A 21,532-nucleotide genomic window follows, 5' to 3' on the forward strand; every position below is an offset into this window, starting at 1 on the left:
ATAGCCCTTTGCAAAAACAGGGCTTTAAAGAAGTTCATATGTAAATTGATGGCTCGCTCAACGCAATACCCTCTATAAAATGAAGTCTTTAGTAACCTCTCGGGATTACTTTAAAAGTCCCTTTAACCTGTACAAATTTTACCATGCACGGAAAAAATTGCAATAGTAAATTTATTAGACGAGAGAATTCGAGTGTTGCTTGGCTAATAGACACTGTCATGGGATAACAATGGGGTTGTATGTCTAAGTCACCGTGTCACCACTTTATACGGTGACTTAGACATTACTCACCACAATGAACACAAAAATCGGCCAGTTATCTTTAACTGATAACTGGCCGATAATGGAATATGTTTTTTAAGATAACAACATTGCATCGGATGCTAATGTTTCACCTGATTCTTGGCGGAAGAGTTCCATTAAACGATCAATCGTTAAATTTTTCTTTTCTTCGCCGCTTACATCAAGGATAATTCGACCTTGATGGAGCATAATTAGGCGGTTACCATATTTGACTGCATCATTCATATTATGGGTAATCATTAATGCAGTTAATTGTTGTTCGTTGACAATTTTATCAGTTAATTGAAGAACCATCTCACTTGTTTTAGGATCTAATGCCGCTGTATGCTCATCAAGTAATAAAACTTGCGGCTTACGTAAAGTAGCCATTAAAAGCGTTAAAGCTTGACGTTGTCCACCTGATAAGTAAGCAACATCAGTTGTTAAACGGTCTTCTAAGCCTAGATCAAGAAATTTCAAACGTTCTTTCATCTCTTGACGGTCTGCTTCTTTAACCCCTTTACGTAGTCCACGTTTTAGACCACGGCGGTTTGCAAGAGCCATATTCTCTTGAATTGTTAGGCGTGCAGCTGTTCCCATTTTTGTATCTTGGAATACATAACCAATCGAATCAGCGCGCTTATTCATTGGAAGACGCGTAACATCTGCGGAGTTAATCTTGACAGACCCTTCATCTGGAATCAGGGATCCGTTAATTGTGTTTAGTAATGTTGATTTACCAGCTCCATTACCTCCGATTACAGTGACAAAGTCGCCGTCATAAAGAGATAAGTCGATTCCTTTAAGAACATGGTTCTCATTAACCGTTCCGCGTTCGAATGACTTTTGAATACCTGATAACTCTAATTTAATTTGTCTCTCAGTCATTATTTCGCACCTCCACTTACTGCGTGTTTCTTCCGACTACCGAAATGTTTCTGAATTTGTGGGAAATATAACACAAATCCAAGTAAAATCGCAGAGAATAAACGTAAGTCAGTTGGACGAATATCAATCCAAGGTTGGTTTAAGATAAAGTCAATAATTAGACGATAAATGAAACTACCTGCAACGATTGACGTTAAACGGAAACCAATTGATTGATTTGGAATAACAACCTCAGCAACGATTACAGAGGCAAGACCGATAACGATTGTACCGATACCCATACTAATATCTGCGAAACCGTCTTTTTGTGCAACCATCGCTCCACTTAAGGCGATAAGACCGTTACCGATAATGTAACCTAATGTCTTCATACGATTTGTATTAATTCCGTTAGCTTCACTCATTCGAGGGTTATCACCCGTTGCTCGAAGTGATAATCCCATTTCTGTATGTAGGAATAAAACTAAAAGAACGATGATGATAGCAAGAATAATTAGGGCTAAAACTGTTACAGACATATTTTTACTTAAACCAAACATATCTGCAATCGGTGTATAAATCGTTTCTTGCCCAAGTAAAGCTAAGTTAGAACGTCCGCCCATAACGTGTAAGTTAATTGAATACAGACCAGTCTGTAACAAGATACCCGTTAATAATGGTGGAATACGAAGCTTTGTATGAATCCAACCAGCTAGTAACCCACCGAGTGAACCACCTGCAAAAGCCGCAGCAGTTGCGATAAACGGATTCACTTCATTCGTAATTAAAATTGCAGCGATTGCGCCCCCTAATGGGAACACCCCTTCTGCTGATAAATCTGCAATATCAAGTAGTCTGAAGGTAATGTATACCCCGATAGCCATGACTGCCCATACAACTCCTTGGCTAAAACTTGATGAAATAACATCTAGAATCATAAATTAAACATACTCCTTTAATAAAATTTCAAAATCTTTTAATATTTTAACATATCTAATATTAAGATCGCTAATCTATTTGAATTGAACTTACATCAATTTCAACTTTATTCGCGTAATCTTCATTTACAACTAATTCAAAATTGTTCCCAACTTCAACCGGCATATTTGCTGGCGTTAAATCTTCATCCAACATGCGTTTAACCATATCAGCAGTTTGAACTCCGTAATCGTAATATGAATTAGATATCGTTGCAAGCCCATTCGCATTAATCGTTGAATCTGATGATCCAATCAAAGCTAATTTTGCTTCTTTAGCGATATCTCCAACTAATGAGATTGAACTATCAATCGTGTTATCTGTTACTAATAAGATTGCGTCAGACTCATTCACTAATGCATTCATTACTTGTGAGATATCATTCGTGCTTACCACTGATTGTACGACATGATTCAAGCCTTTCTCTTCGATAACCTCTGTTGCGATATCCACTTGATGTTGCGCATTCACTTCACTTGAATTATAGATTGTTCCAATATTTTTTGCTTCTGGAACAATTTCTAATAATAAATCAACGTGGTCTGCAATCGGTCCTAAGTTAGTTGTCCCAGTTAAATTACGTCCTGGCTCTTCCATTGAATCAACTAATTTTGCTTCAACAGGTGCTGCTACTGCTGCAAAAAAGATTGGTTTCTCTTGTTCAACTGATGCTAAAGCTTGAGCAGCTGGTGTTGCAATCGCAAAGATAATATCATTATCTCGCGCTACTTTCTCAGATAGAGACTGTAAGGTTGACATATCGCCATTAGCGTTTTGTAAATCCCATTCGACATTCCCTTCAAAAACTTCATCGATGTGATCAACAAATCCATCTCGTGTATCATCTAAAGCAACATGACTCACATGTTGCAAGATTCCGATTTTGATTGGTTCGTCTTGTGCTTTAACTGGTTGAGTTAAAGGCATAATAGATACGAGCGCTAAAGCGATAATTGACACTACTTGAATGATTTTTTTCATTTGTATAGGCTCCTATTCAATTTTTGACGGATCGACACCAATAGCTTCAGCGAAATCTTCGTTTACAACGATTTGGAAGTCTTTTCCTAATTCAATTTCCATTTCACCAGGGTTTAAGTCTTCATCTAACATACGAATAACCATTTCAGCTGTTTGAATACCATAATCTTCATAAGAGTTTGATAGAGTTGCTAATCCATTCGTTCGAACAACCGAATCAGAAGATCCAATCGTTGGAATCCCTGCATCTTTCGCAATGTCACCAACTAATGAAATCGCACTATCAATTGTATTATCCGTCACCATGAACATTGCATCGACATTTCCTACAACCGAATTCATAACTTGAGCAATATCATTTGTACTAATAACTGTTTGTACTTCAGTCTTTAATCCTTGTGCTTCAAGTAATTCAACCGCTACTGCCGCTTGGACTTGTGAGTTTACTTCACTTGAGTTGTAGATTAATCCAACTGTTTCGACATCTGGAAAATTACGTACTAATAAGTCGACTTGTTCTTCAATCGGTGCCATATCACTTGTTCCGGTGATATTGCCACCTGGAGCTACAAGTGATTCTGCTAATCCTGCTTCAACAGGATCTGTCACTGCTGCGATAAAGATTGGCTTCTCTTGTTCTACAGAGGCTAATGTTTGAGCAGCTGGCGTTGCAATAGCGAATAAAATATCATTGTCTCGTGCTACTTTCTCACTTAATGATTGAAGACTCGCTTGATCTCCACTGGCATTGTTGATATCCCATTCAATGCGACCAGCGTAATCTGAGTTATCTAATGTTTCTTGGAATCCTTTAAGAACAGCATCTAATGCTTCGTGTTCTACATATTGAACGACACCAATTTTAATTGGTTCTTCTTGTGCTTGAGCAACTTGGCTACCTGCTAACATTGGAAGTAAAATTAATACTACGGTAGTAATAACATTTAATAATTTAAATCGACTGTTCATAGTGAATTCTCCTTATAGTTTATTCAGAATCTTCAGAACTCGCTTCCTCTTCAGATTCTTCTGTGTTTTCTTCTTCTGATGCTTCTACTGTTTCTAAGTCAATATTTGATAAGTCTAAACCTAATTTTTCTGCGTTTCCTTCATTAACTACTAATTCTAAATTATCTGCTGATTCAACCGGGATAATCTCGCCCGATTCTATGATTTCAACTAACATCCCTGCTGTCTGTTTACCTAGTTCGTAATAGTCTAATCCATAAGTAGCTAAACCATTTGCGATAGTCATATCCTTTGATCCACCAATAATTGGAAGACCCGCTTCAACTGCTAAATCTCCTACAAGCGACATAGCACTTGCAATTGTGTTGTCTGTTACAGTAAAGATAGCATCAACATTATCATTGACTAAACTGCTCATAACCTGAGAGATATCATTTGTTGATGTTACCGTGGCTTCAACAACTTCAATACCAGCTTCTTCTAGAGATACTGTTGCTTTTTCTGCTTCACTCACTGAGTTCGCCTCACCTGAGTTATAGATAATACCTACGCGCTTTGCTTCTGGAACAATAGCTTTTAATAATGCAACTTGGTCTTCTATGGGACCGGCATCTGTTGTCCCTGTAACGTTCGCTCCTGGCTGTTCTAAGTCATCAACTAACCCCGCTCCGATTGGGTCACTTACAGATGAGAATAATAACGGTTTAGATTGTTCTACATTGGCTAATGATTGAGCAGCTGGGGTAGCAATTGCGAATATATAGTCACTACTGTTAGCAATATTCTCACTCATTGATTGTAAATTCGCTGTGTCTCCTGATGCGTTTAAGTAATTAAGAGTTAAATTTTCACCGTCGACATAACCTGCTTCTTCTAATCCATCAATAAATCCTTGATAGTTTTGATCCAACGATTCATGTTCAACAAATTGAAGGACACCTACGTTGATTGCTTCTTGATCTTGTGCGCTTGCCGACATTGGTGCTACCACACTGCTTAATGCTAATAATGAAACTAAAGCTGTTTTTAAATATCGATACATAATTTATTCCTCCATTTTTTCTATTTTTTATAACAAAAAACCCCTGTCAGATTTGATTAAAATCTAACAGGGGTAAAGAACTTCTCTTATCCTCTATATAGGTGAACCTCTTTGATACACCCGCTTTAGATTTTAATCTTTCGATTAGTTATCTATGCGGGCATCATAATTGACAGCTCCTCATAGATACAAACGTTAACGTTTACGGTTTGTATCTATAGTTCTAAGATACAAACACTATCTAAAGTAGCTGTAAAAATATGATGATAAATGTATACAAAGATTGTTAGTCATCGAGAATGTTCCTTTCCAGTAGTTTTTTGTTGTATATAATATAACCGACCCATTATTAAAAGTCAACACATAATTGAAAATTATTTTTAATCTTTTTATCATTTAAATTTTAAGCGTTTTTAATGAATTGGAAACGCCTTAATTTTATTTACACATTAATTCACTCGGTTTTGAGCTGTACCTGTTTGGATTACTTCTAAAGCTGAGTTTAGTCCGCCTTCAACTAAATTTTGAACAGCTATATCAGTATAGTAAGCAATGTGGGGGGTGTAGTAAATGTTAGGATGGTTGAGTATTTGTATAAATACATCATCTTGAATCTCTTTACCTTCCCAATTTTGAGGGATAAATGGTCCTTCTCCTTCATATACATCTAAAGCAGCATTTTTAATTTGACCACTATCAATGGCTTCAACTAAATCTTGTGTCTTAACAATCTTCCCACGTGCTGCGTTAATTAACGTCGCACCTGTCTTCATCTGATTGAATAATCCGCGGTTAAATTGATGGTAATTATCTTCTGTTAAAGGCATATGAATCGTTATTACATCAGCATCTTTTACAGCTGTAAGTAAGTCTGGTTGGTAGTCTACATGCTTTCTAAACTCATCTCGCTCCACAATGTCATAAGCAACAACTTCCGCACCAAAACCATGTTTGTAAATTTTAGCTACTCTGGATCCAATTCGACCTACACCAATAACCGCAATCTTTAAATTTTTAATCGGACGACTACGGATAATTGGTTCCCAAGTGAAATTTTGGGCTTCAACACGCTGATCAATTAAATCACTGTTTCGGATAAGACGCATCGCTGCAAAAACCGAAAACTCCGCAATTGACTCTGGAGAATAACTTGGGACATTTGTAATAATAATATCGTTCTGGCTTGCGGCTTTTAAATCATACATCTCATAACCCGCACTTCTTTGGCCAATAACTCTAATACCTAATTCTTTAAGCTTTGTATAGACTGGTTCCACAATATTAGATACTTGCATATTTGTAATCCCATCGTAACCTTTGGCCAAGTGAACAGTTTCAGGAGTTAAATATTCTGGTGTCATGTCTACGTGAATATTTTGGTCCGTTGACCACTTTTTTACAACTTCTGCCTCTTCTTGTGTTACACCAAATGCGATAATTTTCGTCAAAATAATCTCTCCTTTTAATCTAAAAAAAAAGGCCCGCTCAGATAAATCTAAACGGACCTTTAAATGATGTCGTTGCCTCAAATTGTACGTCATGTACTATCATCCATGTTATTTATGACGTCTATTAGATAATTTGATATCTGTATATTACGATAACAGATGTGTTAAGTCAATAATATCTAATCCAATTCTCATCTTAATTTAATTCTTCTTTGTTATCAGTTAAGTCACCTGAATCATTCATGTTAAAGCCTAACGCAGTTTCAGGTTGCACGTCCTCATAGCCAAGATATATAATCGAAAAATCTTTTAATCGAGCAAATACTTCTCGAAGCTCGCGTTCAAAACGAGTAGAATCAACTTCTTCAGAAGCAATACCAATCGCATCAATTCCTAAACCATTTGCTAAAAGCAAAGCTCTTGGTAAGTGATATCCTTGTGTGACTATCACTACTTGGTGTGTATCAATCACTTCTTTTAGTCGATAAAGACTTGCGTAAGTTGAATAGCCTGCATGATCTAAGTAAATTTGATGACTTGGTACGCCTTTTTCAACAAGGTAGTTTTTCATCACACCCACTTCATTGTAATACTGATCAGCATGGTCCCCGCTCATTATAAGCGGATTATTTGGATTATCCAGATGAACTTCATAGGCTTTATCCAAACGATTCGCTAAGATATTACTAGGGTATTCGTTGTTGACAACCCCTGCACCAAGAACAAGAATCGGAACCTCTTCACTGAGTGCTTGGTTTAATTCATCCTTGTCAACGACTTCTGACTGGGTTGAGAGAATAACAAACAAGTTAATCGCAATAATACTCAAAACCAAAAGCACCCCGACACTTAAGACAAACTTACCTAACGTTTTTATTAAAAACCAGATAAAATTTACGATCGTAACGATTGTTATTCCCTCCTTTGAAATTAGACTGTTAAATATGTTACCAATCATTTATAGGGTGTTCAATATTAAATAGCCATATTTAATAAATAATTATACTTATAACAAGTTTTTTATAACTAACATAAAAAAACCTACACAATCTAATGATTGTATAGGCACTTTAGACTATTTATTTACTTCGACTTTTTGAACCCAGCCTTCTGGTGCTTCAACGTCTCCTCGTTGAATACCTACCAGTTCAGCGTAAAGTTTTTGTGTAATTGGACCTACTTCTGCCCCTGATGTGTACTTAAATTCTTTGTCTCCATAAGTAATCGAACTAATCGGAGCAATGACTGCAGCAGTTCCCATTGCACCCGTCTCAGCGAATTGATCTAATTCATCTACATACACATCACCTTCCAAAACGCTTAAGCCTAGCCGATTTTCAGCTAACCAAAGCAATGAACGTTTGGTAATACTTGGTAGTATCGATGGTGATTTTGGTGTGATAAATTGGTTATCCTTAGTAATCCCAAAGAAGTTAGCTGATCCTACTTCTTCAATTTTAGTATGGGTTGCTGGGTCTAAATAGATTGCATCACTATAACCTTGATCTTTCGCTAGTTTTCCGGGTTGGTAACTACTCGCATAGTTTCCACCAACTTTTTGAGCGCCCGTTCCTCTTGGAGCTGCTCTGTCAAAATCACTCACCAGGAATTTAGATGGTGCCATACCACCTTTAAAGTAAGGACCTACTGGTGTGACAAAAATTGTAAATAAATACTCATCCGCAGGTTGAACGCCTACAGTGTCACCTATTCCAATTAATAACGGACGAATGTATAACGTTGCTCCACTTTCGTAAGGAGGCACCCAATCTTCATTCGCAGTAACCACTTCATGGATTGCTTTAACGAAATCTTCTTCTGGATATGCTGGCATTAATAATTTTTCCGCTGAAGCCATCATACGTTGTGCATTTAGTTCGGGACGGAATAATTGAATCTCTCCCGTTTTAGTCCGGTAAGCTTTTAATCCTTCAAAGGCTTGTTGGCCGTAGTGAAGCGCAGTAGATGCTTCTGAGATAGATATGTTTTTATCTGTTTCAATTTGGCCTTCAGACCATTTTCCATCTTTATAATAAGCACGGAATTTTTTCCCGGTATCGATATATCCAAAGCTTAGTTCGCTCCAGTTAATTGTTTCTGGTGTTAAATTAGTCAAAACGCTCATCCTTCCAATAATAAAATCATAGTCATATACTACATCTAATTTGTTAAAAAAGCTAGAATTCTATGAGAGAAAAATTTGAATTATCTCATAATCATGTGTTGAGGCTTTTTTGGCGTGTTTTGCAATAAAGTTGTTATGGTTCTGTTATAGATTCATGATACAATGCTAATACAATTTTATCTGAATATGATCTATGAAAGGATATATAAACTAATGAAGAAATTTTTACTCTTAACTATACTCTTTACATTAAGTGGATGTAGTTACTTTACAAGCGAACCCGTAAGTTTAACCTCACCAAATCAAGGGCCTCAATCGGAGAGTCAAGTCGAGGACGTTACAGAAGAAGAAAAGGAATCTTTCCCTCTTAACGATAGCTTTGAAAATGTTTTTGACGAAACTGTGATAGGACAAGACAGATATCCAGCAACATCATTACCAGACTCAATTCCAATTAGTGAATTGCGTGTTGCTATTGAAGACTTCTATACTCAAGCACTTCCTGAAGACGAAAAAGAAATTAACTACGAAAAAATTGATCCTGATACGCTAAGTACACTACAAAAAATATTTAGCGAAAATGAAGTGTATGAACCGCTCGATATTACAGTCGATCAAATTTCATTGGACTTAGGTGGCGAAACGAATTATATCGCCCGGATTGTTGTTGGTATGACTCATGAAAAAGCTGAAAATATTATTGATGAGCATGATATTTTAGTCTTAAATGAAGCTCTTAGTCAATTAGATAACCGCATTGTATTAGTGGCCTACTATGATGAAGAAAAAGACTCTCTAACGCCTTATCATTTAAACAACAGCACAACAAGTATCTTCTCACTTGCTGACTCGGATGCTACTACTGACAGTTCAAACTCAAGTGAATCTGACGTTTCAGAATCAGAGGAAGAAAATTAATTAGACTCAAATAAATACACCTGACTGAGTTCGTTATGAACTTAGTCAGGTGTATTTTTTTACTTTATTTCAATTATTTGCCTAGACTTCGACGATAATTTTTAACGATTTGTTGGCCAACAATGATTTTGTCATCCAACAGAATCTTAACAATTTCTTCATCGCTGAGCTCTCTGCCAACATCTTCAATAATTTGGCTAATCGTATCTTTAATATAGTTAGCAGAAAGTCCATCGCGTGTTAGGGAACGTGATGTATTAATAAAGTCTGTGAATGCATATACTTGTTTATTAAACTCAACATTTTTATTCGAAGCAATATGGTAAACAATTGGCTCTGGCAAGCGAGTCTCTTTCGCAATATCTTTAATTGACAAGGTTGCTTTATACTCATCTTGACTTAAAAAATACGATTTATGGGCTTTGGCCATACACATAACCACTTCTAATATTAATTGTTCTCTTATACGTAAGTTGTCCGCTAAACGTTGGTAGCCATTTTTGTGTGGCTTAATATAGTCATTTAACGCATCATCTTTTTGCGCTGCCATCTCATCAAAATAACTCTGATTAAATGAAATCTTAGGATAATATTGACGGTTATAACGGATTTGTATACCTTCGCCTGCTGGCGTTATCGTTACATCCGGAATTAAATTAATTTTATCTACTTGGTTGAATAAGGCCGCTGGATTCGTACGAAGTGTATGGAAATAATTAACACTTTCCATTATCTCTTCATACGATAATTGCGTCTGAGCTTGAATCTCAGCGTAATCCTTATCACGTAGTTCATTAAAGAACACTTCTAATAAGTAGTAAGCGACATTTGGTGCATGTTCATCTTGTTCTGTTTGAAGCATCATCGACTCACGTAAATCAAACGCGCCAATACCTGCTGGCTCTAATTGTTTTATTAACGTGATCGCATCCAAGGTGATAATCTCAGGCATATCAATTTTTTCAGCTAAATCTTTTAACTCGAATGGTAAATAGCCTCGCTCATCTAAGTAGTCAATCAACTTTACCATCGCATCACGAATAACAGTATGACGGTATAATAATATTTGTTCAAACAAATAGGTATCTAAACTTTGCGTGCTCTCCTTCATTTCTTCCGCCTGTTGCGTTCCCTCGAAGCGCTCAAAAGCTGGAATTTGTTGCTCAATATTGTACTCTAAATCAATGAAAGGATTATCTAAAATTGCATCTTCTAAATAATATGTTAATTGCTCAGCATTCAAATCAAGTATATCTAATAATTGCGGGTTACTCATAATTGCTGAGTTTTTTAATCCTTCAAAAACTTTAACCGGCTCATTATCTTGAATCGTCACTTGATCTAATGGTTCTTTATGAACGTCTTGTTCTTTCATCGTTTCACTCCTCTCAATCTTATTCTCCCTACTATTATAGAATATTAAAGGGCTTTCGTCTATTATACCAAAGTAACCGCTTAATCGTACTATGATATCACTTCAACTAACAACAAAAAAAGTTGAATGCATCTTGCGATACATTCAACTTATTCTCATTATTCATCAAAATATCGATGTTGGAATTCTAACTCCATTGGTGAAACAAATACGTAACCTTGTTCAATTAATTCAGGTACAAAACGAGCTACAGCATCAACTGTATACTGCGCAGTATCATGCATCAATACAAGCATGTCACTTGATAAATTTGACATAATATTCTGATAAATCAGTTCAGCGTCTTGAAGTTGCCAATCTAATGAATCGACGTTCCAAAGTATTGATGTCATATCCGGAAATAAACGAACAGCACGTGGCCCGCCAGCACCAAATGGCATACGGTATAAAGTCGGCTCGTAGCCTGTCGCTTCAACGATAGAGTCTTGTGCCCACTCAATCTCTTGAATGATTTCCTCATCAGGTATTTGACTGAAATCAGGATGTGAATAACTATGGTTTGCAATGATATGCCCTTCATCAACAATTCTTTTTGCCATTTCAGGATTCTCATCTACATATGCACCATATACGAAGAATGTTGCTTTTACATCATTTTCAGCTAAAATCTCTAAAATTTGAGGTGTAAACTCTGTATTCGGTCCATCATCAAATGTTAATGCAATTTGAGGTGACGGATTAAGCGGTGTACCTTTTAATCGTTCACTCAAAACAGGGTTAGAGAAAATGGCATCGAGTAGCAACTGCTCATAATGTCCGTAACTATGCCCATTAATAATCGCATTCACTAAATTATCCAATGATTGGTTATAAATTTCATAAGTCTTTGCCATGTATGGTTGATTAGTAAACTGAGTCACTTTATCAGTAAGCTCATTCGCTATAAGTACCACATCATATAAGTTGCTTCGCGTCACGGTTTTAATCTCCGTGAAGGTCCCCATCTCACTTCTCAACGCCTCCATCTCTTGAATAAGCGTTGGGACTTCGTCTAACAGATTCTTCGCTTTAGTCACATATTCATTGTCTTCTTTAGGCAAAGAGTTTTGAGTTTGAGTAATTAAATCACTCGTTACACCCTCTTTCACTAAAAGTTCTGTTTCACCAATTAAAGGATTCCCTTCGAAAACAGGTGATATAACAGTCAGCACATCAAATTGAGACTGAGCTTTGCTAATAATTGTGTTTAATTCTTCTTTTTTGTCATGAGGTAATTTATTCACAGAATTTTCTGCTTGTTGTATTTCCTCTTGGGTGACTTCAGCTTTTAATACATTGTTTTCTTGATTTTCAAATAATACATTAATATCTGCTTGGGCAGCTTGTAATCTTTCTTCTTCCGAAGGATAGAAAACACTATACAGTACACCCAATATTAAAAACACACCAAGAATTGATAATAATATTTTTCCTACATCTGATTTTACAAACTCTAATATATATTTCATTACAACAAGTAGACCTACCTTTTTTATTTTACCTTCTTATTCTATGTCTAGATACGTATTAAACGTATCGCCGTGTTCAAAATCTCCATATTCATAACCACGCATAAACCATGCTTGACGCTGTTGTGCCGTACCATGAGTAAAACTGTCAGGCACAACGTGTCCTGTGGCACGCTCTTGAATCGTATCATCCCCAACCGCAAAAGCAGCTTGGAGGGCTTCGTCAATATCTCCAGTTTCTAGCAAGCCTTCTTGCTCGGCATATTGAGCCCAAACACCAGCGAAGTAGTCCGCTTGGAGTTCTAAACGCACATTTAATTCGTTCGCTTCCGTCTCTGATAGACCTTGTCTAACATTATTATACTCATCCATCACACCAATTTCGTTTTGAATGTGGTGCCCAACTTCATGGGCAATAACATAGGCCATCGCAAAATCTCCAGGTGCTCCGTATTGTTGTGACAAGTCACGCCAGAAAGATAAGTCGATATAGACATTATCGTCAGCAGGACAATAGAACGGCCCTGCTTGGGCACTACCAAATCCGCACCCGGATGTGGCAGTCCCATCTTCATATATTACCATACCTGGCTCATCATAAGTCATATTCTCTGTTGAAAATTCTTCATTCCAAAAATCTTCTGTACTCGCAAGCACAGCAGACACAAAATTAAACTCGTCATCCGTCACACCTGTATCACTTTGTTGGGCTTCATTATTAACTTGAATACCACTCGATGGGGCATTCATATTACTTCCACCAAGTAAATCACCAAATCCGCCTAATGCACCCCCACCTAAAACTGAAAAGAGAATAATCGCTAAGACAACCCATTTCCCTTTACCTGGTATGAGAAACAACAGATTCATTAAGCTACCGCCCATTGATGAGCGAGAGCCACCTCGGTTACGACCAAATGATGATCCACCAGATTGTCCACGACGATCTTGAACATTTTTACTACGACGTAAATCTTCCCATTTCATAATAATTCCTCCATTTTGGGTTATTTTTAAACAAATGGCGCTATCAGCCGAAGAATAGCATCCCAAACACTACCAATGAGACCCACTTTAATATCTTGTAACTGGATACGTCTAGATTTCGCTTGAGAATCTAGAAAATCTTTACTAATATCTTCAATCACTGGGTGATAATAAAACATCGTGCTCGTTTCAAAGTGCAAATAAAGTGACCGATAATCTAAATTAATCGTACCGACGGTCGCTACTTTATCATCTGAAACAAACGTTTTTGCATGCAAGAAGCCGGGTGTATATTCATAAATTTTAATCCCAGCTTTCATTAACGGTCTATAATATGAACGTGTCAGCCTAAATACCATCTTTTTGTCCGGAATGCCAGGTGTCATTAAACGAACATCCACCCCGCGCTTAGCGGCTAATTGCATCGCTGTTTGTAATTCATATGAAATCACGAGATACGGTGTATAAATATACACATAATCTTGGGCATTATTTAAAATTTCACGGTAGACATTCTCCCCTACGGGTTCAACATCCAAAGGTGTATCTCCAAAAGGCTGAACAAAGCCCATCTCATCCATCGCTGTTTCATCTTCTTGTAATTCGCGTGTTTCATTCATAATATGATCAATTCGAAATGGTTCATAGGATTCGTCCGTATAATAAAAAGAATTCCACATATTCAAGAATAAATTCGTTAAATTCCATGTTGCTGGCCCTTGAATTCGAACCATATTATCTTTCCAATAACCAAATCGTTCCTTCATATTAATGTATTCATCCGCAATATTTAAACCACCTGTATAACCAATCTCACTATCAATAATGACAAACTTTCGATGGTCACGAGTATTATAGACCATTGAAATTAATGGCTTTACCGGATTAAACTTTAAGGCTTTAATACCTAACTCTTCAAGTTGCTCATCAAAATCTTTAGGTAGACGTGTAATAGATCCAAAATCATCATATAAGAACCGAACATCGACACCTTCTTTGGCCTTTTCCTTTAATACTTCAAAAATCGAATCAAACATTACGCCTGTTTCTACGATGAAAAACTCAATAAAAATTGTACTCTTTGCTTGTTTCAAGTCATATATTAATGATGACATCATCGATTCTCCATTCGGAAAATACTTTGCATCAGTATTTGTATACACCGGCATATGCGCATAATTGCTTATATATTGGCTTAAAGCAGAAAGTCTTTTATCTTTCTTCTCTAAATATTCTTGCGCTGATGGAACCGATGTCATTTCTTTTGAATGCAGCTTTTGCAATAAATCCACGCTTCGACGCATCCAAATTATTGGTCGCTTGTTACCTATCATTAAATACAGTATCCCACCAAATAAGGGGAATAATGTAATGGCAATGATCCAACTCATTCGATATGCTGGACTCTCATCTTTATTCACTAGATACAAAACCATGATAATTGATGCAAAAGTGAAAGCAAACTGAATATAAGCTGAATAAGCAACAATATTGTTCATAATGATGACAAACCACACAATCTGAACAATAAATGCCACTGCAAGAACACCCACGCGTTCTAGCGTTGACTTTTTCTCTGGTTTCATTCTTTGCATCCCCTCCATAATACTTATTTTTAACTACTATTTATTATAGTAAATATTTGCCCAGAAGACTATCAAACTATAGTCTTATTTTAGCTTTTTGACTTTTTGTCCTTGATTTATCATAATACTCATATGAAATTCAACTATATACTTAAGAAAGGAGTCCCATTATGAAAATACTTATCGATGCAGATGCTAGTCCAGTAAAAAACGAAGTCATCCAACTAGCCGAAGAATTCCAACTAGAAGTAGTTATCGTCTCAAGCATTTCTCATTATACCTTCGACACTTATCCAGATTTCGTCAAAGTCATCTATGTTGAGACTGGTACAGACCGCGCTGACTTTAAAATCGTTCAACTTGCTCAGCCAGGAGACATCATCGTGACTCAAGATTACGGTCTTGCCTCATTATTACTGCCTAAGAAATGTCGCGTCATTCACCATAAAGCTTACGAATATACACAAGAAAATATCGATCTGCTTTTACATCGCCGCCACTTTAGTGCGATGGAAAGACAAAGCGGTATCCGTACAAAAGGACCGAAAGCTTTTACAGATGCTGATCGCAAAAAGTTTTCACAATTTTTATTACATATTTTACAAAACTCATAAAGGTAAATATTAAAAAAAGAGCCAGAAGGTTGAGTGATTCTCAACCGCTTGCTCAATGTAATAATTTTGACTTGTAATTTAGTTAGATAACGAGCGATAATTAACCATGACTTCTGCAAATATTTCAGCACTTGTCGGTGGTGTAAAGGTAATAGCATTCGCACCCGCTTCGATCGTTTCTTCAATTGATTCCTCAGTTGGCCCTCCGGTCGCTATGATTGGCACCATTGGTCCAACTTCATCACGGATTTGTTTAACCAAGGCTGCTGTATTGGCTCCTGCCGATACGTTTAGCATATCTGCTCCAGCGTTTAGCTTCGTAATATAATCATCTTTATCACTTGCAATCGTTGCAATCACTGGTACATCGATGCGTTTATTGATTTCTGTAATCACTTCTTTCTTCATCGGTGCATTGACAATGACACCGTAAGCTCCCATTTGTTCAGCTTGAAAGGCAAGGTCTACACTTCGTTGACCCGTTGTCGTTCCGCCACCCACTCCAAGGAATACAGGCACTGAAGAAACATCGACGATCGATTGCATAATTGTTAATTGTGGTGTAAATGGATAGACAGCAATCACAGATTGAGCATTACTGTTTTTGATAATCGCTACATCCGTTGTAAATAAAAGTGATTTAATCCGTTTTCCTAATATTTTCACTCCAGATGCTTTATAGATCGCATCAGGCATTTCAACAATTCTTGTTTTTAACTCTGCTTGAAATTCTGGAATAAACTTCTCTTTCTTTTCAGGTTGTTCAGAAACAACATCTGTTAAAATTATACGTTGTTCATTGTCTTCTGTTATTTCCGTTGTAACAGCTTGATAACTTGGTCCTGGCTGTTCAAATCGATCACTGTTAAATTTTTCTTCGTTTGTCATAATTCACACTCCTTAATAATACTTCTACCATTCTATACAAAAAAGACCACAAATTAAAGTTTTCTCACCTACGGTTACCGAGAGCACTTTCTTTGCGGTCTTTTATAATTTTCCTATTAAACTTTTTCAGTCATCATCGAAATATCTTTCGCTACATCTAGTAAAGACATCACTTCTTCATTTTCTAAGGCATAAACAACACGTTTACCGTGTTTTTCTGACGTTATCACACCACTGTTACGTAATGTAATTAAGTGATGAGACGTCGTTGCGACTGACGCATCGATAAATCGTGAAATTTCATACACGCATAATTGCTTATAGTGCGCTAGGAGTTCTACGATTTTAATTCGATTTAAATCACCTAATACTTTAAATATATCAGCTTTACCTTCTACTAGATTAGTGTCAATTATATTTTTAACGTTAGCCATTTCCAAATCAATGGCTTCGTCATTTAGGCATTCATATTGAGACATATTGTCACCTCTCATTTTGCAAATATTATAATTTGGTTATCACCATAGAATTATAGCATTTGTATTGCCATAAATCCAATGAAGTTTTGAATGATATGTAAAAGAATTGGATATTCAAGGCGTCTCGTATATAAATAAACAAAGGTAAACCCTGCAGATAATACAAAGTACACCATGAAATCAATCCAGTTAGCTGGACCATGTAACATCGTAAAGATGACTGCAGCCACAAATGCCCCAATGATTGGCATTAAAGAGAATGTATACTTCATGATTAGTCCTCTTAAGATATACTCCTCAGTAATCGGCGTTAAAATAACGATATTAATAAACATTAAAATTGGGTTCATATTTTGAACTAAGGACTCGACCGTCGTTTGGTTCCCTGGTTGGACATAATCCGGTGCCACAAACATAATAATCATATTAAGTAGCACTTGAAGTAAATAAATGAATACATATATTTTCAGTGCTGTGGTAACATTTTGCCAACTGAAGGATTTAAAATCAAAAAATTTAAACCCTAACAACTTGCCTGTCACAATGATTAAAACCGCTAGACCGAGCGTCTGTAGAAAATACTCCATCGGTGCATGCGTCATTAAATTAAGTAAATTGCCTTCTGTCAAAGTTTCAACAGTTAATTCAACTTCGGCATTCAGCGCACCTCGGCGAATGACCCATGTCTCAGCTAGGACCCGCACATAAAAGTAGGCGGCAATCAAAAGTGGGGCTTTCCACCAACTCCCTTTTACTTGATCAGACCATGGTCTCTTTAATTCATTCCATACACCTTGCATAACTTACCTCTATTCTTCAGTTGTCTCGAACATATCTGGCGTGAGTTTTGCTTCTAATTCATTGATTTCTTGAATAACATCAAAGCCTACAAATTCAGCGAACTCTTCATACGAATAAACGATCTCATCTGTAAAATCAATGATTGTCCCCGCACTTTCAAGTAAGTATAATTCGATACCTGTCATTTGTTCTTCATCGTTCATCGCAACGAGTCCCATACCGAACACACCATTCTCATAGTCGACGTTCATCGTCCCTTCAATCGCCGTTGTCGCTCGATCGAAGAACTCAGATAACTCTGGGTATTCTTCCTGTTTCGCTTGCGCAATTTCATTGTAAAGTGTTCCAATGTCCCCCGCAATCATGACTTGCTCGCCCATCTCGTTCGCTTCAAACGCATTGATGACTTCTTCATGACCTAACCACTCAATCGCAACTTCAGTTAAGAAATCTTCCACTCGAAACATTTCTAAATTGGCACTATTTAAACCACCTTCAGTCGAATCCAATTGCACAACTTTCCCTTGAAGTTCGTCATAGTTTTCTTGAGTGAAGACATAAAAATCTTCCACGACCGTCCCAGCATAAATTTGAGGCTGTGAATTCAAAGCATCGGCAGCATATTGAATTAAATCATCCACTGAAATATGTGCTTCTTGAATGGACTCACGGTCACTTCTTGAGAAGATGGCACTCGGTAAATAAGGAGGTCTTAATTGAGCGGTATAATATTTATCCCCGTCTTTTAATGAGTTTTGAGAGATTAAATCCATTTCCTCACCGACAACAACAAAACTAGCATATTCAACTGAACGTTGTTCTAATTGACTCACACCTTCTAAAAAGGCAAGCGGTGAAGAAGTATCCAAAGCTGATTCCATTGGTACTTCCTCAGTTTCTACAATACTTTCAACTTCCGAACTCTCTTCAGTTGATGCATCCTCTGTTGCCTCTTCTGATGTTTCTTCTGAAGTCTCCTCTACCGATTCATCAGAACTTTCTTGACTTTCTTCTTCAGCTGGAGCTTCCGATATAGACTCTTGTCCCCACTCAACTGATTCGATGGGTGAGATGTTTTCCGCAAAAGTTGTTATGACAGGTGAAGATAAACCGAATAAAAGCGCCAACACAAGGAGGCTAAGACTTTTTTTATTGTTCATTTACTTTGTTCCTTTCTAAATGACTTTTACTGAGCTGCATTAATAATATCTAACGTATCTAGCAATTCATCAAAGTGGCTAATAATATAATCCGCTTCTTTAAGATGCTCACGGTGACTTTCTTCAGTAGCTAAACCAATCGATGCATGTGTATGCTTTCCATACTCCATATCAACCGTTGAGTCGCCGACATAAATCATCTCATCTAAACGAATATCATATCGTCTGGCAATTTCGTGAAGAGCAGTTGGGTTTGGCTTTGGTCCAAAGTCATCGGCACCGCCAACAAATTCAAAGTATTGATCAATGTTTGCTAACTTTAACGTTTCCTCAGCAATCCGGCGATTATCATTGGTAACAACAGCTAATATATAATCATCTTTGAGGGCTTCCAGTGCATTCATTGCGCCGTCCATTACCAATACATGCTCACCGTGACCTTTGACATAGTCTAAATAAGTATCTTCTAAGATTTCTTCAATTTCAGAGACCGGCATATCCAAAATCTTACTAAATTCTCTAGCTTGGTCAATGATACTGCCCGCAGCATAAATTGAATTGGCCACTACTGTGTCGCCTTCCACACCCATATGTTTTCTGAATGCCTCTTTTTCTTCATCATTTAAATCTGTCTTATCAAGTAACAAATTCGTCACATCAACACTCGGTTGATCCCAAGTTCTTCCTAGTTCTATTAATGTTCCATCTTTATCTAAAATAATTGCTTTAATCACATTGGAGTCCTCCTAAAGATTGTTAAATTCTCATTAATTGTATCATATTTACATATAAAAAAAGAATGCAAACAATGGATGTTTACATTCAGGTTTACTATATTATTTAATTTATGAAACCGAAAAAAATCACTTCATAAATATAAGACAGCGGAACAAGAGACCCTGTCCAATGAATTGGCACGAAATCCGCAACAGTCAATGCTTTAGATATTACTGATAACGGGTAACTTTGGCTACCTGCTAATTCAATAAGAAAACAAGCAAATTGATGGTATGATACGTTAAATCCACTTGTATTCGTCTGGATTATTGATTCAACAGGCGATGTTATCGCCTGACTTGATACATTACTTTCTGGTGTCTCATCAGTGCCTTGGGTTGATTCCGGATCTTCACCTGTTTCTACTATAGAAGACTCTGGTCGTGAGCTAGAACTACTACTATTATTGTCGCTAGATTGTGAAGGTGTTTCATCCTCTTCTTCATTTCCCTGACTTGAACCTGAATTTGAAGACGCAGGTGGTAGACCAACAGTCTCATCACTACTTGATTCAACAGGAGCTGGCTCGATATTTTCAGGTGGGTCAGGTGGAGGTGGTAATTCATCCTCATTACCATCTGCAATTGGTTTTTCATACTCTTCACGTTCATCCTCAAAATAACTTGATTCTTCAGTGGATGAATTCGTACGAGCTGCCTGAACATGTATTGTTTGGCTACTTACAAAAGTTAATAGCAATAAAACAATTACGCTTAGGAAGACAGTTCGACGTTGCTTATTAAACTTCATAAGAGCCTCCTTAAATTATTTAATTTTCTTAAAATAAATATATCATAATAAAGACGAGCAAAGTCGATTAATATGCATTTGTATCCATATCATAATCATTTTAATACAATTAGAAATTATTCTGTCATAAATTTGTAAAATATCAATAAAAGCTTGCATACAAGGACCTCTGTAAAGTAGAATAAATTATACTAATAACCTAGGAGGATATACATGAACATTTTTGTATTTGAAACATCTCTAGAAGCATCACAATACGCATACGACTTAGTAGCAAAATCTTTAGAAACTGGTGCAAACACGTTTGGTCTAGCAACTGGTTCAACACCTGAAGAGTTATACTCAATTATACGTGACTCTGACTTAGATTTTACTTCTGCTAAAGCAGTAAACTTAGACGAATATTACGGTTTGCCGGCAGAAAATGATCAAAGCTACGCTTATTTTATGAAAAAACACTTATTCGATGCAAAACCATTTGCAAATACTTTTATCCCAGACGGAACTACAACGGATATTGAAAAAGAAATTGAAGACTACAATACTATTTTAGACGAGAATCCAGTAGACTTACAAATTTTAGGTATCGGTTCTAATGGACATATTGGTTTCAATGAACCAGGTAGTCCATTTGACTCTAAAACACGTTTAGTTGACTTAACAGACGAAACAATCCAAGCCAACAAACGTAATTTTGAATCTGAATCAGATGTCCCTAAAAAAGCTTTCTCAATGGGTATCGGTTCGATTTTAAATTCAAAACAAATCATTTTAATGGCCTTTGGAGAAAACAAAGCTGATGCTATTAAAGCAACCCTTCACGGTGACGTGACGACAGATGTTCCAGCAAGTGTCTTAAAAAACCATTCAAATACAGTGATTTTATTAGATAAAGCTGCGGCAAGTCAATTAGACCCTAGCGACTACGAAGTTATTGACTAATAGGTAAATTAATAATACATGACTATAAATTACACGCACAATCGAGCAAAGCGTT

The 21,532-nt window shown here is 36.8% G+C and carries 21 protein-coding genes; 3 read left to right on the forward strand and 18 right to left on the reverse strand.

The annotated features are described in order from the left end of the window. Positions 1-357: 357 nt before the first annotated feature. The 8 genes from HYQ40_05075 to HYQ40_05110 form a co-directional block, all read right to left on the reverse strand. On the reverse strand, positions 358-1,170 hold the full coding sequence (locus HYQ40_05075) for an ATP-binding cassette domain-containing protein (GenBank protein MBZ6527142.1): 813 nt from the start codon (positions 1,168-1,170) through the stop codon (positions 358-360). Next, positions 1,170-2,087 (reverse strand): ABC transporter permease, encoded by a 918-nt coding sequence (locus HYQ40_05080; protein MBZ6527143.1) that lies wholly within the window; start codon positions 2,085-2,087, stop codon positions 1,170-1,172. Before HYQ40_05080 ends, HYQ40_05075 begins: the two co-directional genes overlap by 1 nt. A 70-nt stretch (positions 2,088-2,157) precedes the next feature. Next, positions 2,158-3,108, reverse strand: a complete 951-nt coding sequence (locus tag HYQ40_05085; protein MBZ6527144.1) for an ABC transporter substrate-binding protein — start codon at positions 3,106-3,108, stop codon at positions 2,158-2,160. A gap of 12 nt (positions 3,109-3,120) precedes the next feature. Beyond that, positions 3,121-4,077 carry an ABC transporter substrate-binding protein gene (locus tag HYQ40_05090; GenBank protein ID MBZ6527145.1) on the reverse strand — a complete coding sequence of 319 codons (957 nt, stop codon included), beginning with the start codon at positions 4,075-4,077 and terminating at the stop codon, positions 3,121-3,123. A gap of 19 nt (positions 4,078-4,096) precedes the next feature. Then, a complete protein-coding gene (locus HYQ40_05095; GenBank protein MBZ6527146.1) occupies positions 4,097-5,119 on the reverse strand; it encodes an ABC transporter substrate-binding protein in 1,023 nt (340 codons plus the stop codon). Positions 5,120-5,568: 449 nt separating this feature from the next. Continuing rightward, positions 5,569-6,660: a D-2-hydroxyacid dehydrogenase gene (locus HYQ40_05100; GenBank protein ID MBZ6527147.1), complete on the reverse strand. Its 1,092-nt coding sequence runs from the start codon at positions 6,658-6,660 to the stop codon at positions 5,569-5,571. Positions 6,661-6,763: 103 nt separating this feature from the next. Further along, positions 6,764-7,396 carry a YdcF family protein gene (locus HYQ40_05105; protein MBZ6527148.1) on the reverse strand — a complete coding sequence of 211 codons (633 nt, stop codon included), beginning with the start codon at positions 7,394-7,396 and terminating at the stop codon, positions 6,764-6,766. A gap of 246 nt (positions 7,397-7,642) precedes the next feature. Continuing rightward, positions 7,643-8,692, reverse strand: a complete 1,050-nt coding sequence (locus HYQ40_05110; GenBank protein ID MBZ6527149.1) for a branched-chain amino acid aminotransferase — start codon at positions 8,690-8,692, stop codon at positions 7,643-7,645. A 213-nt stretch (positions 8,693-8,905) separates the two neighbouring features. Between HYQ40_05110 and HYQ40_05115 the strand changes: the two genes are divergently transcribed. Continuing rightward, entirely contained in the window at positions 8,906-9,610 is a 705-nt protein-coding gene (locus tag HYQ40_05115) for a hypothetical protein (GenBank protein MBZ6527150.1), read from the forward strand. Positions 9,611-9,683: 73 nt separating this feature from the next. Here the strand turns inward: HYQ40_05115 and HYQ40_05120 are convergent, their stop codons facing one another. From HYQ40_05120 to cls, 4 genes are all read right to left on the reverse strand, one after another. Beyond that, a complete protein-coding gene (locus tag HYQ40_05120; GenBank protein MBZ6527151.1) occupies positions 9,684-10,985 on the reverse strand; it encodes an RNA polymerase subunit sigma-54 in 1,302 nt (433 codons plus the stop codon). 158 nt (positions 10,986-11,143) lie between these two features. After that, a complete protein-coding gene (locus tag HYQ40_05125) occupies positions 11,144-12,493 on the reverse strand; it encodes a polysaccharide deacetylase family protein (protein MBZ6527152.1) in 1,350 nt (449 codons plus the stop codon). 36 nt (positions 12,494-12,529) lie between these two features. Further along, the gene (locus HYQ40_05130; GenBank protein MBZ6527153.1) at positions 12,530-13,480 is read right to left on the reverse strand and encodes a neutral zinc metallopeptidase; all 951 of its coding nucleotides are present in this window, start codon (positions 13,478-13,480) and stop codon (positions 12,530-12,532) included. A 26-nt stretch (positions 13,481-13,506) separates the two neighbouring features. Further along, positions 13,507-15,066 (reverse strand): cardiolipin synthase, encoded by a 1,560-nt coding sequence (cls, locus tag HYQ40_05135; GenBank protein MBZ6527154.1) that lies wholly within the window; start codon positions 15,064-15,066, stop codon positions 13,507-13,509. A 170-nt stretch (positions 15,067-15,236) separates the two neighbouring features. Between cls and HYQ40_05140 the strand changes: the two genes are divergently transcribed. After that, the gene (locus HYQ40_05140; protein ID MBZ6527155.1) at positions 15,237-15,680 is read left to right on the forward strand and encodes a YaiI/YqxD family protein; all 444 of its coding nucleotides are present in this window, start codon (positions 15,237-15,239) and stop codon (positions 15,678-15,680) included. Positions 15,681-15,758: 78 nt separating this feature from the next. Here the strand turns inward: HYQ40_05140 and HYQ40_05145 are convergent, their stop codons facing one another. The 6 genes from HYQ40_05145 to HYQ40_05170 all read right to left on the reverse strand — a co-directional run bounded on the left by HYQ40_05145 (position 15,759) and on the right by HYQ40_05170 (position 20,535). Next, complete coding sequence (locus HYQ40_05145; GenBank protein MBZ6527156.1) at positions 15,759-16,466, reverse strand: hydrolase; 708 nt, start codon at positions 16,464-16,466, stop codon at positions 15,759-15,761. A gap of 218 nt (positions 16,467-16,684) precedes the next feature. Further along, on the reverse strand, positions 16,685-17,047 hold the full coding sequence (locus HYQ40_05150; GenBank protein ID MBZ6527157.1) for a winged helix-turn-helix transcriptional regulator: 363 nt from the start codon (positions 17,045-17,047) through the stop codon (positions 16,685-16,687). A 50-nt stretch (positions 17,048-17,097) separates the two neighbouring features. Next, positions 17,098-17,847 (reverse strand): CPBP family intramembrane metalloprotease, encoded by a 750-nt coding sequence (locus HYQ40_05155; GenBank protein ID MBZ6527158.1) that lies wholly within the window; start codon positions 17,845-17,847, stop codon positions 17,098-17,100. 9 nt (positions 17,848-17,856) lie between these two features. Continuing rightward, positions 17,857-19,008, reverse strand: a complete 1,152-nt coding sequence (locus HYQ40_05160) for a hypothetical protein (protein MBZ6527159.1) — start codon at positions 19,006-19,008, stop codon at positions 17,857-17,859. Positions 19,009-19,034: 26 nt separating this feature from the next. Next, positions 19,035-19,742: an HAD family hydrolase gene (locus HYQ40_05165; GenBank protein MBZ6527160.1), complete on the reverse strand. Its 708-nt coding sequence runs from the start codon at positions 19,740-19,742 to the stop codon at positions 19,035-19,037. Between the two features lie 106 nt (positions 19,743-19,848). Next, a complete protein-coding gene (locus HYQ40_05170; protein ID MBZ6527161.1) occupies positions 19,849-20,535 on the reverse strand; it encodes a hypothetical protein in 687 nt (228 codons plus the stop codon). A 213-nt stretch (positions 20,536-20,748) separates the two neighbouring features. Between HYQ40_05170 and HYQ40_05175 the strand changes: the two genes are divergently transcribed. Then, entirely contained in the window at positions 20,749-21,477 is a 729-nt protein-coding gene (locus HYQ40_05175; protein MBZ6527162.1) for a glucosamine-6-phosphate deaminase, read from the forward strand. Positions 21,478-21,532 lie beyond the last annotated feature (55 nt).

The sequence above is a fragment of the Aerococcaceae bacterium DSM 111021 genome (genome assembly GCA_020112395.1).
GTDB lineage: Bacteria > Bacillota > Bacilli > Lactobacillales > Aerococcaceae > Ruoffia.

Coding starts and splice junctions, on each gene's coding strand:
- HYQ40_05075 (MBZ6527142.1), bottom strand. CDS start 1,170: ATGACTGAGAGACAAATTAAATTAGAGTTATCAGGTATTCAAAAGTCA.
- HYQ40_05080 (MBZ6527143.1), bottom strand. CDS start 2,087: ATGATTCTAGATGTTATTTCATCAAGTTTTAGCCAAGGAGTTGTATGG.
- HYQ40_05085 (MBZ6527144.1), bottom strand. CDS start 3,108: ATGAAAAAAATCATTCAAGTAGTGTCAATTATCGCTTTAGCGCTCGTA.
- HYQ40_05090 (MBZ6527145.1), bottom strand. CDS start 4,077: ATGAACAGTCGATTTAAATTATTAAATGTTATTACTACCGTAGTATTA.
- HYQ40_05095 (MBZ6527146.1), bottom strand. CDS start 5,119: ATGTATCGATATTTAAAAACAGCTTTAGTTTCATTATTAGCATTAAGC.
- HYQ40_05100 (MBZ6527147.1), bottom strand. CDS start 6,660: ATGACGTACAATTTGAGGCAACGACATCATTTAAAGGTCCGTTTAGAT.
- HYQ40_05110 (MBZ6527149.1), bottom strand. CDS start 8,692: ATGAGCGTTTTGACTAATTTAACACCAGAAACAATTAACTGGAGCGAA.
- HYQ40_05115 (MBZ6527150.1), top strand. CDS start 8,906: ATGAAGAAATTTTTACTCTTAACTATACTCTTTACATTAAGTGGATGT.
- HYQ40_05120 (MBZ6527151.1), bottom strand. CDS start 10,985: ATGAAAGAACAAGACGTTCATAAAGAACCATTAGATCAAGTGACGATT.
- HYQ40_05125 (MBZ6527152.1), bottom strand. CDS start 12,493: ATGAAATATATATTAGAGTTTGTAAAATCAGATGTAGGAAAAATATTA.
- HYQ40_05130 (MBZ6527153.1), bottom strand. CDS start 13,480: ATGAAATGGGAAGATTTACGTCGTAGTAAAAATGTTCAAGATCGTCGT.
- cls (MBZ6527154.1), bottom strand. CDS start 15,066: ATGAAACCAGAGAAAAAGTCAACGCTAGAACGCGTGGGTGTTCTTGCA.
- HYQ40_05140 (MBZ6527155.1), top strand. CDS start 15,237: ATGAAAATACTTATCGATGCAGATGCTAGTCCAGTAAAAAACGAAGTC.
- HYQ40_05150 (MBZ6527157.1), bottom strand. CDS start 17,047: ATGTCTCAATATGAATGCCTAAATGACGAAGCCATTGATTTGGAAATG.
- HYQ40_05155 (MBZ6527158.1), bottom strand. CDS start 17,847: ATGCAAGGTGTATGGAATGAATTAAAGAGACCATGGTCTGATCAAGTA.
- HYQ40_05160 (MBZ6527159.1), bottom strand. CDS start 19,008: ATGAACAATAAAAAAAGTCTTAGCCTCCTTGTGTTGGCGCTTTTATTC.
- HYQ40_05170 (MBZ6527161.1), bottom strand. CDS start 20,535: ATGAAGTTTAATAAGCAACGTCGAACTGTCTTCCTAAGCGTAATTGTT.
- HYQ40_05175 (MBZ6527162.1), top strand. CDS start 20,749: ATGAACATTTTTGTATTTGAAACATCTCTAGAAGCATCACAATACGCA.